The 15862-nt window shown below is 70.8% G+C and carries 15 protein-coding genes and 2 tRNA genes; 8 read left to right on the top strand and 9 right to left on the bottom strand.

The window, feature by feature from the left end; translation table 11 throughout:
• Positions 1 to 25: 25 nt before the first annotated feature.
• The 4 genes from rsrA to ACZ6KY_RS06505 all read right to left on the bottom strand — a co-directional run bounded on the left by rsrA (position 26) and on the right by ACZ6KY_RS06505 (position 2761).
• Positions 26 to 328: a mycothiol system anti-sigma-R factor gene (rsrA, locus tag ACZ6KY_RS06520; RefSeq protein ID WP_326785608.1), complete on the bottom strand. Its 303-nt coding sequence runs from the start codon at positions 326 to 328 to the stop codon at positions 26 to 28.
• Positions 325 to 1017: an RNA polymerase sigma factor SigR gene (sigR, locus tag ACZ6KY_RS06515; RefSeq protein ID WP_469309189.1), complete on the bottom strand. Its 693-nt coding sequence runs from the start codon at positions 1015 to 1017 to the stop codon at positions 325 to 327. The genes rsrA and sigR overlap by 4 nt, the downstream gene beginning before the upstream one ends.
• Before the next feature lie 276 nt (positions 1018 to 1293).
• Positions 1294 to 1938 carry an alpha/beta hydrolase family protein gene (locus tag ACZ6KY_RS06510; RefSeq protein ID WP_469309188.1) on the bottom strand — a complete coding sequence of 215 codons (645 nt, stop codon included), beginning with the start codon at positions 1936 to 1938 and terminating at the stop codon, positions 1294 to 1296.
• 1 nt (position 1939) lies between these two features.
• Complete coding sequence (locus ACZ6KY_RS06505; RefSeq protein ID WP_469309187.1) at positions 1940 to 2761, bottom strand: SOS response-associated peptidase; 822 nt, start codon at positions 2759 to 2761, stop codon at positions 1940 to 1942.
• Between the two features lie 50 nt (positions 2762 to 2811).
• Between ACZ6KY_RS06505 and ACZ6KY_RS06500 the strand changes: the two genes are divergently transcribed.
• The 4 genes from ACZ6KY_RS06500 to ACZ6KY_RS06485 all read left to right on the top strand — a co-directional run bounded on the left by ACZ6KY_RS06500 (position 2812) and on the right by ACZ6KY_RS06485 (position 6509).
• Entirely contained in the window at positions 2812 to 3543 is a 732-nt protein-coding gene (locus ACZ6KY_RS06500) for a M50 family metallopeptidase (protein ID WP_469309186.1), read from the top strand.
• A gap of 148 nt (positions 3544 to 3691) precedes the next feature.
• Positions 3692 to 5032 carry a 3-phosphoshikimate 1-carboxyvinyltransferase gene (aroA, locus tag ACZ6KY_RS06495; protein ID WP_469309185.1) on the top strand — a complete coding sequence of 447 codons (1341 nt, stop codon included), beginning with the start codon at positions 3692 to 3694 and terminating at the stop codon, positions 5030 to 5032.
• Positions 5033 to 5048: 16 nt separating this feature from the next.
• Positions 5049 to 6062 (top strand): ribosome small subunit-dependent GTPase A, encoded by a 1014-nt coding sequence (gene rsgA / locus ACZ6KY_RS06490; protein WP_469309184.1) that lies wholly within the window; start codon positions 5049 to 5051, stop codon positions 6060 to 6062.
• Positions 6063 to 6185: 123 nt separating this feature from the next.
• Positions 6186 to 6509 (top strand): DMT family transporter, encoded by a 324-nt coding sequence (locus ACZ6KY_RS06485; RefSeq protein WP_469309183.1) that lies wholly within the window; start codon positions 6186 to 6188, stop codon positions 6507 to 6509.
• Between the two features lie 114 nt (positions 6510 to 6623).
• Here ACZ6KY_RS06485 and ACZ6KY_RS06480 read toward each other — a convergent pair whose 3' ends face one another.
• Positions 6624 to 7232 carry a TetR/AcrR family transcriptional regulator gene (locus ACZ6KY_RS06480; protein ID WP_469309182.1) on the bottom strand — a complete coding sequence of 203 codons (609 nt, stop codon included), beginning with the start codon at positions 7230 to 7232 and terminating at the stop codon, positions 6624 to 6626.
• 205 nt (positions 7233 to 7437) lie between these two features.
• Here ACZ6KY_RS06480 and hisN point away from each other — a divergent pair, with 205 nt between their 5' ends.
• The 3 genes from hisN to ACZ6KY_RS06465 all read left to right on the top strand — a co-directional run bounded on the left by hisN (position 7438) and on the right by ACZ6KY_RS06465 (position 9448).
• Positions 7438 to 8238 (top strand): histidinol-phosphatase, encoded by an 801-nt coding sequence (gene hisN / locus ACZ6KY_RS06475; protein WP_469309181.1) that lies wholly within the window; start codon positions 7438 to 7440, stop codon positions 8236 to 8238.
• Between the two features lie 206 nt (positions 8239 to 8444).
• A complete protein-coding gene (locus tag ACZ6KY_RS06470) occupies positions 8445 to 8837 on the top strand; it encodes a CBS domain-containing protein (protein ID WP_405916164.1) in 393 nt (130 codons plus the stop codon).
• Between the two features lie 188 nt (positions 8838 to 9025).
• Positions 9026 to 9448 carry a Fur family transcriptional regulator gene (locus ACZ6KY_RS06465; RefSeq protein ID WP_328553550.1) on the top strand — a complete coding sequence of 141 codons (423 nt, stop codon included), beginning with the start codon at positions 9026 to 9028 and terminating at the stop codon, positions 9446 to 9448.
• A gap of 210 nt (positions 9449 to 9658) precedes the next feature.
• Here the strand turns inward: ACZ6KY_RS06465 and ACZ6KY_RS06460 are convergent.
• The 4 genes from ACZ6KY_RS06460 to ACZ6KY_RS06445 form a co-directional block, all read right to left on the bottom strand.
• A tRNA-Met gene (locus tag ACZ6KY_RS06460) sits at positions 9659 to 9732 on the bottom strand.
• Between the two features lie 127 nt (positions 9733 to 9859).
• Complete coding sequence (locus tag ACZ6KY_RS06455) at positions 9860 to 11710, bottom strand: TPR domain-containing protein (protein WP_469309180.1); 1851 nt, start codon at positions 11708 to 11710, stop codon at positions 9860 to 9862.
• 229 nt (positions 11711 to 11939) lie between these two features.
• A tRNA-Met gene (locus ACZ6KY_RS06450) sits at positions 11940 to 12013 on the bottom strand.
• A 43-nt stretch (positions 12014 to 12056) separates the two neighbouring features.
• Positions 12057 to 15038: a UPF0182 family membrane protein gene (locus ACZ6KY_RS06445; RefSeq protein WP_469309394.1), complete on the bottom strand. Its 2982-nt coding sequence runs from the start codon at positions 15036 to 15038 to the stop codon at positions 12057 to 12059.
• Between the two features lie 163 nt (positions 15039 to 15201).
• On the opposite strand from ACZ6KY_RS06445, the gene ACZ6KY_RS06440 reads away from it, so the two are divergent.
• Positions 15202 to 15744, top strand: a complete 543-nt coding sequence (locus ACZ6KY_RS06440) for a PPA1309 family protein (RefSeq protein ID WP_469309179.1) — start codon at positions 15202 to 15204, stop codon at positions 15742 to 15744.
• The last annotated feature ends 118 nt before the right edge of the window (positions 15745 to 15862 follow it).

The following is a 15862-nucleotide window of genomic DNA, read 5'->3' as shown; positions in this document are numbered from 1 at the left end:
CGGGGAGTGCCCAGGATGCCGGGAGTCAGGACTCCTGAACCGTGGCGGTCACATCATGCTCGGGCACGGTCTGTCCGGAGCGGATCAGATCGATGCGGCCCATGACCTTGGCCCGCAGATCGGTGGGCACGTCGTCGTGGCCGCAGCAGCGCTTGACGAGCTTCTTGACGGCCTGTTCGAGGCCGTACTTCTCCAGGCACGGGGAGCACTCTTCGAAGTGGACCTCGAACTTGGTGCAGTCCGCGTCCGGCATCTCATGATCGAGGAACTCGTAGAGATGATCGAGTACCTCACTGCAATCCGTCTCGTGCGGCTCTCCGCAGCTCATGAGCCCGAGCCTTTCGCTTCGTTCGACTCGCCGGCGCCGGCGGGAACCAGCCCGCGGTCACGGGCGTAGTCCTCCAGCATGCCGCGCAGTTGGCGACGGCCCCGGTGCAGCCGGGACATCACCGTACCGATGGGTGTCCCCATGATGTCCGCGATCTCCTTGTACGCAAAGCCCTCTACGTCCGCGAGATAGACGGCGATGCGGAATTCCTCGGGGATCGCCTGCAGCGCTTCCTTGACGTCCGAGTCGGGCAGGTGGTCGAGCGCCTGCGACTCGGCGGAACGCAGTCCTGTCGACATGTGCGACTCGGCGCGCGCCAGCTGCCAGTCCTCGATCTCCTCGGCCGCGCTGCGCTGGGGTTCGCGCTGCTTCTTGCGGTACGAGTTGATGAAGGTGTTGGTGAGAATGCGGTACAGCCACGCCTTGAGGTTGGTGCCCTCGCGGAACTGGTGGAAGGACGCGTACGCCTTGGCGTACGTCTCCTGCACCAGGTCCTCGGCGTCGGCCGGGTTGCGCGTCATGCGCAGGGCGGCCGAGTACATCTGGTCGAGGAATTCGAGCGCGTCCCGCTCGAAGCGCGCGGTGCGATCGGCGGGCGTTTCCGCCGTCGCGTCGCTCGTGCCCTGGCCCTCGGGCTGCTCCGCCTGGCCGTTTTCGGTCCCTGCGTCGGTCCCAGTGACCGGACCCACCTCCTCCAGCGACGTAGCGAGACCGAGACCGGTCCCACTGGAATCGGAGGATAGACGACCTTCGGTCGGGGAGGGATGTACATCTTGTCCGCCCGCCGCCCGAATCGGGGCGTTCTTGCCCGCGTGCAGCACCGTCCAGTCCAGGTCAGCGCGGCTGCTGCGGCTCGGGCAGAAGATCGAACCCATGCGGCGGACTTCCTCTCGTACGAACGGTGCAGCACTCTCCGTGCTGTCTGCTCGGCACAACAGAAGTCCGTCACTCCGCATTCCCGGGTGTCACCCGAGTGACGCGGCCCACCGTACGACGCCGTCCGTGACGACCTCCAGCGCCTCCTCCTGGCCGAGCGGGGCCCGCTTCGGGACGGCGAAGCCGTGATCTCCGTAGGGCACTTCGACCAGTTCGTACGAGCCCGGCGGGAACTCCTCCGGCTTCCCGAACGGGTCGTTGCCGCCCTGGACGACGAGCGTGGGCACCCCCGCGCCGAGCAGTTCGGCGGCGCGGGACTTCTCCGGCTTTCCCGGCGGGTGCAGCGGGAAGCTCAGCGCGAGGACGGCAACGGCCCCGAGCTCGGTCGCGGTCCGGCACGCGACACGGGCGCCGGCGCTGCGGCCACCGGAGACCACGGGCAGTCCGGGCCCGGCCAGCGCCGGCCACACCCCCCGCCAGCCGACGTCCAGCGTCTTCGGCGCCGGGGCGACCTTCCTCCCGGCGACCCGCCAGGGCTGTTCGACGAGCGCGACGCTCACCCCGTGCGGGGGCAGTGCCTCGGCGAGCGCCCTCAGGTCCCGGGCCTCGATGCCGCCGCCCGCGCCATGGCTCACGGCGAGGACGAGCCGCGCCTTCGCCGCCCGGTGCCAGGTGACACGGGCCGTACCGGCGTCGGTCTCGACGGTCTCGCTCGCGCTGCTGATCTCGGTCACGTCAGAAGAGTGTGCCCTCCTCGGGCCCCTCCAGTTCCCTCAGCAGTTCCGCTCCGTTGTTGCGGACATTGCTGACCATGGTGGAGACGGGGTACGCGCGCATGAGTCCGGTCGGCGGGGGCGCGAGCAGGTCACGGAGTTCGCCGGGGTCCGTGCGGGACGGGTCGAGCCAGCTGTCCCAGCGGTCGGGGGTGAGCATCAGGGGCATCCGGGGGTGGATGTCGGCCAGCGCCTGCGGGCCCTCGGCGGGGGCCGCCGCGAGCGGCGCCGTCTCCGCCTCGGTCGTGATGACCGAGCAGGTCGCCCACCAGGCCAGCGGATGCTCGTCCGGCAGCGTCCGGTCCCGCCAGAACTCGTACAGTCCCGCCATCGCGAAGACCGAGCCGTCCGCCGGCGTCACGAAGTACGGCTGCTTGCGCGGCCGCTTCTTCCTGCCCTCGACCTCCAGATCGCGTTCGGCGCTGCCGGTGACCCACTCGTAGTAGCCGTCGGCGGGGACGATGCAGCGCCGGGTGGCGAAGGCGCGGCGGTACGAGGGCTTCTCGTGGACCGTCTCCGCGCGCGCGTTGATCATCCGGGCGGCGCCCTCGGGCGTCTTGGCCCAGGACGGGACGAGTCCCCACTTGAGTCTGCGGAGCTGGCGAACCGGCCTCGGGCTGTCCGCGTCCTTCACAGGGCGGTCGAGGACGACGTAGACCTCCTTGGTCGGGGCCACGTTGTAGTCCGGGGCCAGGGTCTCCTCGGGATCCCGGTCCCACTTCTCGATCTCAAAGACTCCTGCGAGATCCTCGGGTCCACGACTGGCCGCATACCGTCCGCACATACGTGCAACACTGCCAGATTCCGCGTCACAAAAGGGAGCCACCGCCGACAATGGACAGCACCGCATCCTCTTCGCTGGCCTCGCTCACCTCCCTCTGGGACCAGGTCTTCGGCACACAGCCGGACCCCGACCTGTGGGTGGTGATCGCCACCATGGTCGCGGCGCTCGCGGCGATCGTCCCGCACGGCGTCTGGCGCGTCTCCCGCAACACCATCACCATCGCGCACGAGGGTGGCCACGGCCTGGTCGCCCTGCTCACCGGGCGCAGCCTCAGCGGCATCCGGCTGCACTCCGACACCAGCGGCCTCACGGTCAGCCGCGGCAAGCCGACCGGCCTCGGCATGATCCTGACGGCGGCGGCGGGCTACACCGCTCCGCCGCTGCTCGGCCTCGGCGGCGCCGCGCTGCTCGGCGCGGGCCACATCACCCTGCTGCTGTGGGTGGCCACGGCCCTGCTGATAGCCATGCTGGTGATGATCCGCAACGCGTACGGCGCGCTCACCGTGATCCTCACCGGCGGCACCTTCCTGGTGGTGTCCTGGCTCGCCGGACCCCAGGTGCAGGCCGCGTTCGCGTACGCCGTGGTGTGGTTCCTGCTCCTCGGCGGCGTCCGCCCGGCGTTCGAACTCCAGGCAAAGCGGATGCGGGGCGGCGCGGGCGACTCGGACGCGGACCAGCTCTCGCGGCTGACGCACGTACCGGCCGGGCTGTGGCTGTTCCTCTTCCACGCCGTGTCGCTGTGCTCGCTGATGGGCGGCGGGCGCTGGCTGCTGGGGCTGTGAGCGGCGGGCGCCTCCCGGAGAACCCCTGAGCTGTGCCGCGACCGTCCGGCCGGCGCCCGGAGCACGCGAGGCCCGGCTCCCCGGTCCGGGTGCCACCGGCGGTGACGGACCCGCGGCTGTCCGGCGCCCTGCCACTAAAGTGGGGCGCATGACCGTGAACCCCGCCCACACCGCCCTCTGGCCAGCCCCGCACGCAAGCGGAGCCGTCGACGCGACGGTTCACGTGCCGGGGTCCAAGTCGGTCACCAACCGCGCCCTCGTCCTGGCCGCGCTGGCCTCCGAGCCGGGCTGGCTGCGCCGCCCGCTGCGCTCCCGCGACACCCTGCTGATGGCCGGCGCGCTCCGCGCGATGGGCGTGGGCATCGAGGAGACGGTCGCCTCCAGCTCGACGGTCGCGGGCGGCCCGGATGCCTCCGGCGAGGCCTGGCGGATCATCCCCTCGGGCCTGCGCGGCCCGGCCACGGTCGACGTCGGCAACGCGGGCACCGTGATGCGCTTCCTGCCCCCGGTCGCCGCGCTCGCGGACGGCCCCATCCGTTTCGACGGCGACCCGCGGTCGTACGAGCGTCCGCTGCACGGTGTGATCGACGCGCTGCGCCTGCTCGGCGCCCGGATCGACGACGACGCCCGCGGCGCGCTGCCGCTGACGGTGCACGGCGGCGGCGCCCTGGACGGCGGCCCGGTGGAGATCGACGCCTCGTCGTCCTCCCAGTTCGTGTCCGCCCTGCTGCTCTCCGCCCCGCGCTTCAACCAGGGCGTCGAGGTCCGGCACACCGGCTCGACGCTCCCGTCCATGCCGCACATCCGGATGACCGTGGACATGCTCCGCGCGGTCGGCGCCCAGGTGGACACCCCGGAGTCGGGCGGCGAACCGAACGTCTGGCGGGTGACACCGGGCGCGCTGCTCGGCCGGGACCTGATCATCGAGCCGGACCTCTCGAACGCCCAGCCGTTCCTGGCGGCGGCGCTGGTGACCGGCGGCACGGTCGTCGTCCCCGACTGGCCGGCGCACACCACCCAGCCCGGCGACAGGCTGCGGGAGATCTTCACCGAGATGGGTGGTTCCTGCGAACTGACCGAGAGCGGCCTTGAGTTCACCGGTTCGGGTGCCATTCACGGTATCGATGTGGACCTGGGCGAGGTCGGGGAGCTGACTCCCGGCATCGCGGCGGTCGCGGCGCTCGCCGACTCCCCCTCCACGCTCCGGGGCGTGGCCCATCTGCGGCTGCACGAGACGGACCGGCTGGCCGCGCTCACCAAGGAGATCAACGAACTCGGCGGCGATGTCACCGAGACGGCCGACGGCCTGCACATCCGGCCGCGCCGGCTGCACGGCGGCATCTTCCACACGTACGACGACCACCGCATGGCGACGGCCGGCGCGATCATCGGGCTGGCGGTGGAGGGCGTCCAGATCGAGAACGTGGCGACGACGGCGAAGACCCTGCCCGACTTCCCCGACCTGTGGACCGGAATGCTCGGGAACTGACGGGCGGACCTGGATCATGCGCCGATACAGCAAGAACACCGACGAGGACGACATCCGCCAGCGCCCGAACCGCAAGGGCAACCGTCCGCGTACGAACATCCGCCCCAAGCACGAGGAGGCCGTCTCGGGCATGGTCCTCACGGTCGACCGCGGCCGGCTGACCTGCCTCGTCGAGGACCGCGTCGTGATGGCGATGAAGGCCCGCGAACTGGGCCGCAAGGCCGCCGTGGTGGGCGACCGGGTCGCCATCGTCGGCGACCTGTCCGGCGAGAAGGACACCCTCGCCCGCATCGTCCGCATCGAGCCGCGCGGTTCGGTGCTGCGCCGTACGGCGGACGACGACGATCCGTACGAGCGCGTGGTCGTCGCCAACGCCGACCAGCTCGCCATCGTCACCGCCCTCGCCGACCCCGAGCCGCGCCCCCGCCTGATCGACCGCTGTCTGGTGGCGGCCTTCGACGGTGGCCTGACGCCGCTCCTCGTGCTCACGAAATCGGACCTGGCCCCGCCGGACAAGTTCCTGGAGCTGTACGGCGCGTTGGACATCCCGTACGTGGTGACCAGCCGCGAGGAGCTGCGGAACGAAGCCGCCGCGGACCTGGTGCGGGAACAACTGGACGGCAGGATCACGGCTTTCGTCGGTCACTCGGGCGTCGGTAAGACGACCCTGGTGAACGCGCTGGTGCCGCCCGAGCAGCGCCGGACCACCGGACACGTCAACGCGGTCACGGGCCGCGGCCGGCACACGACCACCTCGGCGCTTGCCCTGCCGCTGGCCGGCAGCGCCGGAGGCTGGCTCGTCGACACCCCGGGCGTCCGTTCCTTCGGCCTGAACCACGTCGATCCGTCCCGGGTCATCAACGCCTTCCCCGATCTCCAACCCGGCACCGAGGGCTGCCCCCGCGCGTGCAGCCACGACGAACCGGACTGCGCGCTCGACCAGTGGGTGGCCGACGGCCACGCGGATCCGCAGCGGCTGTACTCGCTGCGCCGGCTGCTGGCCACGCGCGAGCGCCACGAGGGCGACTGACGTCCCCGTGTTTGCGTGCGCCCGCCGTCGGTAAGGGCTTCTCCGGGCCGGTGACTGCATAATCGCACCGAGCCGGATCGGGCCAGCCGAAGCAGTCGACGTGCGGATGTGGGAGGACAAGACATGGCGTGGCTGCTGGTCGTTGTGGCGGGACTGCTCGAAACCGGCTTCGCCGTCTGCCTGAAGCTCTCGCACGGCTTCACCAGACTCTGGCCCACCGTGGCCTTCTGCGTCTTCGCCCTCGGCAGCTTCGGTCTGCTGACCCTCTCCCTGAAGAAGCTCGACGTCGGTCCGGCCTACGCGGTGTGGACCGGCATCGGCGCGGCGGGCACCACCATCTACGGCATGATCTTCCTCGACGACCTGGTCTCCGTCCTGAAGATCGTCTCGATCAGCCTGGTCATCATCGGCGTCATCGGGCTCCAGCTGTCGGGGTCGGCACAGTAAGGACGTTCCTCGGAGCCTGCCCGCGTACGCGCCCCGGAGCCCTGCGGACCGCGCACCCGCGGGTCCTGCCGACCACTCACCCACGGGTCGTACCGCTTGTGCGACGGGGGCAGTTCAGACCCCGAGCCGTTGGGACGGTGCCAGCGCGGTCCTGACCAACTCCGTGACACCGCCCCGGGCGGGCGGCGCGACGACCCACGACAGCGCGAGCCGGGCCACCAGTTCGCAGGCCCGGGTGACCTCGGGGGTGTCCGCCCTGGACAGGGCGAGCGCGGCGACCGCGCGGTCGCGGACCAGCGCCACGAAGTCGACGGGCGAGGGCAACGGTCCGTCGGCCCGCCGCTGCGCGGGCACCGCCGACGAGGAGGGTACGGCGGACAGCGCGGGCGAGGGCAGCCGCTCGCTCCAGCATCCGGTCAGCATCGCCCGCACCAGCGCGTTGCTGCGCGCCGCCGAGGCGGTCCACTCGGCGGTCGCGACCAGCCGCTCCCGGGCGTCCGTGTGAGCGGCCAGGGCCCGGTCGACCCCGGCGAGATAGGCATCGGCCTCCCGCCGTACGAGGGCGCGCGCGAGTCCTTCCTTGCTCCCGAACTCGTTGTAGAGCGTCTGGCGTGACACTCCGGCCACGGCGGCCACATCGACCATCCGTACCGCGGACCACGCCCGGCGCGCGAGCGCCGTATAGGCAGCGTCCAAGAGGGACTCTCGCGCTGCGGGCATCATCGCCTCCCTGGGGCGAGCGGCTCTGCAGCCAGATTTGACGCGTGCGGAAGCACTGTCAAGGGGTCGCGGCGGCCCCGAAGGGCGCACGCCCGAACCCGCACGCGCCCGGGGCCGGGCACGAGCCCCCACGGCCGTCCCGGGAACGGCACCGGTGGGGCACCGTCCTGTGTAGCCCCGCCACGACACGGGCAGATACGGTTCACCCATGCCCGACTATCGCGATGACCTGCGCCTCGCCCATGTCCTGGCGGACGCCGCCGACGCCGCGACGATGGACCGGTTCAAGGCGCTCGACCTGAAGGTCGAGACCAAGCCGGACATGACGCCGGTGAGCGAGGCGGACAAGGCCGCCGAGGAACTCATCCGCGGCCACCTCCAGCGGGCCAGGCCGCGCGACGCGATCCTCGGTGAGGAGTACGGCATCGAGGGAACGGGCCCTCGCCGCTGGGTCGTCGACCCGATCGACGGCACCAAGAACTACGTCCGCGGTGTGCCCGTCTGGGCCACGCTGATCTCCCTGATGGAGGTGGGCGAGGGCGGCTACCAGCCGGTCGTCGGCGTCGTGTCCGCCCCCGCGCTCGGCCGTCGCTGGTGGGCGGCGAAGAGCCACGGCGCCTTCAGCGGCCGCAGCCTGTCCTCCGCGACCCGCCTGCGGGTGTCCAGCGTCCCGCGGATGGCCGACGCGTCCTTCGCGTACTCGTCGCTGTCCGGCTGGGAGGACCAGGGCCGCCTCGACGGTTTCCTCGACCTCACGAAGGCGGTCTGGCGCACCCGCGGTTACGGCGACTTCTGGCCGTACATGATGGTCGCCGAGGGGTCGGTGGACATCTGCGCCGAACCCGAGCTGTCGCTCTGGGACATGGCGGCGAACGCGATCATCGTGACCGAGGCGGGCGGTTCCTTCACCGGCCTCGACGGGCGCCCCGGCCCGCACAGCGGCAACGCGGCCGCGTCGAACGGCCTCCTCCACGACGAGATGCTTGGCTACCTCAATCAGCGTTACTGAGAGCGATTCCTGAGCAGCCCCGGCCGGTCCGGGGCTGCTGAGCAACCCCCGGGCGCCCCCGAACTCGCCGCACGCGCCCCCTTGTTGACCCTCCCTTTAACTGCGACTCTGAGAGCTCCCCCACTTGTGAACTTGTGAACCGCTTCTCTTTGCGCTCCTCCTGGAGCCGGGAGGCCCGCGGCTCACCAAGGAGGTGGCTCCAGCCCATGCTCGTCCGCGACGCCATGAGCACGGTGGTCCTCACCATCGGCCCGGCACACACCCTCCGGCAGGCGGCCCGCCTGATGTCCGCGCGCCACGTCGGCGCGGCGGTGGTCCTCGACGAGGACTCCTCCGGCCTCGGCATCCTCACCGAACGCGACATCCTCAACTCACTCGCCCTCGGCCAGAACCCGGACCACGAGACCGCCTGCACCCACACCACCACCGACGTCGTCTTCGCGGCACCCACCTGGACCTTGGAGGAGGCCGCCTCCGCGATGTCGCACGGCGGCTTCCGGCACCTGATCGTGCTCGACGGCAACGGCCCGGTCGGCATCGTCTCGGTCCGCGACATCATCCGCTGCTGGGCACCCGTGCGGCAGCGCGTACCTGCCTGAGCGAACGGGTGGCCGGAGTTCCCAGGGGCATCCCCGGGGGCTTCGGCCACCCGGTCCACCCCGGTCCACCGGGCCGGCCCTTCGGCCAGTACCGCATCCGATCCCGTCGTAGATGATGTCTAAACCGAGGCATCTTCTAAAGTCACACCCATTCGGAAACTGGTCCAGTGGCTGTTACGCTGACCTGTATGAGTGACCTGTTGGAACGACTGCGCGGACGTGGCTGGCGGCTGACCGCACAGCGACGCGTCGTGGCCGAGGTCCTCGACGGCGACCACGTCCATCTGACGGCCGACGAGGTGCACGCCCGAGCCGTGGCCAAGCTGCCCGAGATCTCCCGGGCGACCGTCTACAACACCCTGGGTGAACTGGTCTCGCTCGGCGAGGTGCTGGAAGTCGCCACGGACAAGCGCGCCAAGCGGTACGACCCGAACGCGCACCGGCCGCACCACCACCTGGTCTGCGCCCGCTGCGGCGCGATCCGCGACGTCCACCCGCTCGGCAACCCGCTCACCGACCTCCCCGACTCGGAGCGCTTCGGCTTCACGGTCTCGGACGTCGAGGTGACCTACCGGGGCGTCTGCCCGAACTGCGCGGTCGTACAGGCCTAGCAGGCCGCCGCCACACCGCCGTAGAAGCACGTACAGGAAGGCCCCGGCACGCGACGCGCGCCGGGGCCTTCCGCACACCACTCGCCTGTTCGCTGTTCGCTGTTCGCTGTTCGCTGTTCGCTGTTCGCTGTTCGCAGCAGCGTTCTCGGACCCGGATTCGGGAACGACCGAGGGCCGGAACCCTTTCGGATTCCGGCCCTCGGCCTTCAGTAGCGGGGACAGGATTTGAACCTGCGACCTCTGGGTTATGAGCCCAGCGAGCTACCGAGCTGCTCCACCCCGCGTCGATGAACTGAACAGTACGTCAACTCCGCGGCCCGCGCAAATCCCTTGATCCAGCGCTCCGGGCGGGCCGGCCGAGTCGGGAGCGGGCCGCCCCTCACGCGGCCGGCTCCTCACGGGCACGGCTCCTCACGCGGACAGTTCCTCGCGCAGGGCGTCCCGCAGCCGCGCCGCCCGCTCGGAGACCTCCGCCGGTCCCAGCGACACGGCCCGGTCGGCCCACCGCTGCCCCTCCGCCAGCTCCCCGCGCCGCGCGTACACGAGCGCCAGCCGAAGCGCCGCCCGCCCGTGTCCCGCGTCGGCCGCGCGGGTCCACCACAGCGCCGCCTCCGGCTCGCTCCCCTCGCGGGCCAGCAGCAGCCCGAGATTGAACGCGCCGTTGCGCGACCCGGCCTCGGCGGCCTCGCGGTACCAGCGGGCCGCCTCCACCACGTCACCCCGCGCCGCGGCCAGCATCCCGACCCGCACCTGCGCGCGCCGGTGCCCCTGGGACGCCGCCCGCTCGTACCACTCCTCGCACTCGCTCTTCTCCTGGGCGGGCTCGCCGAGTTCGTGCGCGGGCGCCGGTGGCCGCCGGGCGTCGAGCACGGCGGCGAGCCGGTAGGCGGCCTCGGCGCTGCCCCCTCCCGCGGCGCACCGCAGATGCCGCTCGGCGGCCGGCTCGTCGCCCTCCCGCAGTCGCGCGATGCCCACCTGGAGGGCCGCCTCGGTGTGTCCGGCGGCGGCCGCCCGCTCGTACCACCGCAGCGCGGCGGCGTCCTCGCTGTCCGTGGCGCGCCCGGCGTGCAGGATGCCGAGGTTGAACGCGGCGTCCACGCTCCCGGCCTCCGCGGCCTTGGAGAACCACGGCTCGGCTCCGGCCGCGTCGCCGACCTGGAGCAGCAGGATCGCCAGGGCGTTGGCCGCCTCCCGGTGACCGGCGTACGCGGCCCTGCGGTACCACTGCTCGGCCTGCGCGGTACGCCCTTGTTCGGCACAGAGCAGTCCGAGGTTGTACGCGCCGTTCACGTCGCCCGCGTCCATCGCGGCCCGGTACCACCGCTCGGCGGTCTGCGTCTCACCGCGCTCGGCGTGCAGTGCGCCCAGCGCGTTGGCGGCGTTCCCGTCCCCGTCCTGTGCGGCCCGCAGCCACCAGACGGCGGCGCTCTCGGGGTCCCCGGCGTCGCGCAGCAGGAAGCCGAGGGCGCACGCGGCACGCGCCTCCCCGTCCTTGGCGGACGTCAGATACCAGCGCCCGGCCTCCTTGAGGTCGCCCCGCTTCTCCAGGATCGCCCCGAGATGCAGCGCGGCCCGGCGGTGCCCGCGCGCGGCGGCCTGCCGGTACCACTGCTCGGCGGCCTGCCCGGCGGCACCGATGACACCGTTGTCGCCCACGGCCTCGCCCGAGTCCAGGGCCTTGCGGTCCAGCGTGCGCGCCAGTCGGTACGCGGCCTCGCGGTGCCCTCGCTCCGCGGCGGCCCGCATCCACTGTTCGGCACCCACGTCGCCGCGATGCTCCAGCAGGTCGGCGAGGGCGTACGCGCCCAGGGCGTGACCCTGCTCGGCGGACTGGCGCAGCCAGTACTCGGCGGCGGGCTCGTCGCCTCGCTCGCGGTGGTGCCGGCCGAGGGCGTGAGCGGCGGCCGCGCTGCCGGCGACGGCGGCGATCCGCCACCATCCGGCGGCCTCGTCGGCGTATCCGCGCTGGTAGAGGAGGACACCCAGGTTGTTGGCGGCCGCACGGTCACCGGCGGCGGTGGCCGCGCGCAACTGGGGCTCGGCCGCGGCGAGATCGCCGCGGCGCAGCAGCATGGCCCCGAGGACGCTCATCGCCTCGACGTCGCCGGCTTCGGCGGCCGACCACTGGCGCGCCTCCTCGGCAGCCTCGCCGGTTTCGTCCCGGTCGGAAGGCTGCGTGAGATCCGCAGGCTGCTCAAAGTCGGCATGCCGCGCAAACCGCCCTGTATCCAACAGAGTTGCCTTGTCCCCCATAACGTCCATCGTCGCACCACCTGCAAACTGGGTACACCTGGTATACCGCAGCCAGTTAGGTCACTTCAGCGTTTTGTCGACATGCCCACAGAGAGACAAGTCAAACACAGATCGCCCAACTGCCCCCGCATGTCGCGGCACTTCACACGAGTCGCCAGGTCACCGGGTACGCCCCGGCGTGGCGCCACACACGTCGAAGGCCCGGATCCATGAACTGGATCCGGGCCTTCGATTTCAGTAGCGGGGACAGGATTTGAACCTGCGACCTCTGGGTTATGAGCCCAGCGAGCTACCGAGCTGCTCCACCCCGCGCCGTTGTGTTGCAACCGTACCACGGCGCGGGGTGGGCTCCTGATCAGCCGCTTCCGGGGCTCTTTTCGCTGGTCGGGCTGCTGCTGGGACTACTGCTCGGGCTGCCGCTGGGACCGCCGCTCTTGTCGGCGCCCTTGTCGGCCGTCTTGCCTGCGCCGGAGCTGCCGCCGGTCTTGTCCGCCTTGGCCTGCGCGTCCTCGGCCCGCTGCAGCGCGTCCTGGAGGTTCTTCTGCGCGTCGCCGTACGCCTTCCAGTCGCCCTTCTTGAGGGCTTCCTGCCCCTGGTCGAAGGCCTTCTGGGCGTCGCCGAGCGCGGCCTGGACCGTCGGGTTGCTCGACGTGGGCGGATTCGTGGTGCTCTGGTCCGGCGGCGCGGTCGAACTCTCCGCTCCGAAGAGCTTGTTGAGCGCCTCCCCGAGCGTGGGCTCGAAGGCGGTGCTGCCTCCGTAGGTCACCAACACCTTGCGCAGCAGCGGGTACTTGAGGTCGCCACCGCGGACGTAGACCGGTTCCACGTAGAGCAGCCCGCCGTCGAGCGGCACGGTGAGCAGGTTGCCGTACTCGACCTCCGAGTCGCCGCCTTTGAGGAGCCTGATGGACTCGGCGATGGACGGCTCGGAGTTGAACTGGCTCTGCACCCGCTTGGGTCCGTCGACCGTTCTGCCGGTCGGCAGTTTCAGAATGCTGATCTTGCCGTAACCGGGCGTCCCCGCCTCGGCGTCGACCGACATGAAGGCGCTCAGGTTGTCGCGGCCGTTCGGTGTCATCGTCGTCGTCAGCGAGAACGCCTGCGACGTGTCCCCCGGCAGCTTCATGCTCAGGTAGTACGGCGGCACCGCACTGCCCGAGTTGTTGGTCGGGTCGTCCGGGACCTGCCACACCTCGCTGCCGCTCAGGAACGTCTGGGCGTCCTTCACGTGGTAGCGGGTGAGCAGTTCGCGCTGGACCTTGAACAGGTCCTGCGGATAGCGCAGATGAGCCATCAGCTCGGGCGAGATCGACTTCTTCGCCTGCACCGTGTTCGGGAACGCCTTCATCCAGGTCTTCAGGACCGGGTCCTCGGTGTCCCACTGGTAGAGCTTGACCGCGCCGGTGTACGCGTCGACGGTCGCCTTCACCGAGTTGCGGATGTAGTTGACCTGGTTCTGCTGGGCCACCACCGCGCGCTGGTTGTTGGCCGCCGTCAGCGAGTCCGCCGTGGTGTCGCCGAGGGTGGTGCGCGAGGCGTACGGATAACCGTTGGTGGTGGTGTACGCGTCGACGATCCACTGGATCTTCCCGTCGACGACCGCCGGATAGGCGTCACCGTCGATGGTCAGCCAGGGGGCCACCGCCTCGACCCGCTCCTTGGGCGTGCGGTTGTAGAGAATCCGCGAACCCTCGCCGATCGCACCGGAGTACAGGATCTGCGGCTCGCCGAACGCCACGGCGTACGCGGCCCGGTTGACCGGACTGGCGAGGCTGACCCCGCTCTTGCCCTGGTAACTGGTGGTCCGCTCACCGCTGTCGTCGGAGTAGTCGATCTCCTTCTGGGGACCGCCGACGATCGAGTACTGGGTGGTCTTCTCGCCGTAGTAGATCTGCTGCTGGTACGAGCCCAGGCCGCCCGTGGACGGCAGGTTGTACTCGGTGAAGACCGGGCGGCCCTCGCTGTCCGCCGTGGTGCCCTTGGCCGCGACGACGCCGTATCCGTGGGTGTAACGGAAGTGGTCGTTGATCCAGTTGTTCTTCGGGATGCCCGCGAGGTTCAGCTCGCGCAGACCGAGGACGGTGTCCTGTTCCTTGCCGTTCTTGCTGTACCGGTCGACGTCCAGGTTCGACGGGAAGCCGTAGTAGTTCCGCACCTGCTGGAGCTGCTGGAAGGTCGGCGACACGACGTTCGGGTCCATCAGCCGGATGCTCGCGACGGTGTCGGCGTCGTCGCGGAGCTTGGTCTTGTCCTTGGTGTCGCTCGCCCCCGGATAGTCCTGCACATCGGTGCCGGCGATCCCGTACGCCTCGCGGGTCGCCTTGAGGTTCTTCTCGACGTACGGAGCTTCCTTGGCCTGCTCGTTGGGCTCGACCTGGAACTTCTGGACGATCGCCGGGTACAGCCCGCCGATGAGGATCGCCGAGAGCACCATCAGGCCGAAGCCGATCACGGGCAGCTGCCAGGTGCGCCGCCACAGCGTCGCGAAGAAGAGCAGCGCGCAGATGACGGCGATGCAGAACAGGATCGTCTTGGCGGGCAGATAGGCGTTCGCGTCGACGTACCTGAGGCCCGTCCAGTTGCCGGTCGCCTTGAAGTCACTGGACTTCACCGCGAGCCCGTACCGGTCGAGCCAGTAGGCGACCGCCTTCAGCGCGACGAACACGCCGAGGAGCACCGAGAGATGGCCGGTGGCCGCGGCCGTGGCACGCGCTCCCGGGCTGGTGACCCGCAGACCGCCGTACAGGTAGTGCGTGAGCGCGGCGGCGATCAGCGAGAGCACGGCCGCGGCGAAGCCGAAGCCGAGCAGGAAGCGGTACCAGGGCAGGTCGAAGGCGTAGAAGGAGACGTCGAGATGGAACTGGGGGTCCTTCTGGTGGAAGGGCACTCCGTTCACCCACATCAGCCACGTGCGCCACTGGCCCGAGGCGGACGCGCCGGCGATCAGCCCCACCAGGGAGGTGATCGCGAGCAGCAGCCACCGCTTGTAGGGCGCGATGCCCATGCGGTACCGGTCGAGGCTCTGCTGCTCCATCGACATGGCGCTCAGTGGCGGGCGCAGCCGGTGTGCCAGCCAGATGTTGAAGCCCACCGCGGCCGCCATCAGCAGACCGAAGACGAAGAAGAGCCCGATCTTGGTCCACAGTGTGGTGGTGAAGACCGACGAGTAGTGGACCGAGCGGTACCAGAGCCAGTCCGTCCAGAACCCCGCGAACATGACGAACGCCATGGCCAGCACGGCCAGGACGCCCAGTGTCATGAGCAGGGTCCGGACACGCCGGGACGGCCGGCCCACTGTGATCCGTGGCCCCGTCGGGCCTCCGCCGCGGTCCGGCATCTGGAAAGCCAAGGTGCGCACCTCGAAGTCGCTGTTGATCCGTCAGGCCCCCGTGTCGGTGGACCGTCCGCAAGGCTCCGTGATCGAGGAGCCTCATCTATGCAACTTACTCACGCTTTACTCGGTTCCCGATTCCGGTTACGAACGAGGCAGGATTGTGACCATGTCCAACACTCCCATGGCAGCGAGCCCACTCACCCGGGCCGTACTCGAGATCGACGAGTACACCTCCGGCCTCGGCTGGGACCAGCCCGCCCGCCTCTTCGCCCTCGTAGACACCGCACGGCTGCGTGCTCAGGAACCCGGCCTCGCCGCTCAGCTCGGCCTGGAGAACGACCAGGAGACCATCGGTCTCACCCCCATCGAGCAGGACGAGATCCCGGCCGGCAAGCCGCTGGACGAGTTCCTCGGCACCATCGCCTGGCCGGACGCCGTCGTCGGCTGCGCGCTCACCGTGGAGCGGCTGATGCTGCCTCCCTCCGCGGAGGCGTCGGTCCCGGAGGGTCTCAGCGGCAAGAAGCTCACCCAGTGGGTGGCCGCGCACCCGGACCGCCAGGAGGTGCGCATGACGGTCGGCGTCCTGCGCGACGGCACCCGCGACTCGGCGCTGCGGCTGCGCGAGAAGGACGCGGCGACGGAGGTGCTCACGGGGGCGGGCCTGGTGCCGGGCCTCGCGGAGGCGCTGTCGGCGACCTTCGCGGACTGATCCGCGCACGGACGTGGGGGGGGGGGGGGGGGGGGGGGGGGGGGGGGGGGGGGGAGGGGGGGGGGGGGGGGAGGGGGAGGGGGTGGGGGGGGGAGGGGGTGGGGGGGGGGGGGAGGAG

Source organism: Streptomyces sp. NPDC042002 (assembly GCF_055588305.1).
Note: the sequence above shows the minus strand (reverse complement) of the source record. Positions and strands in the feature narration are given on the sequence as shown.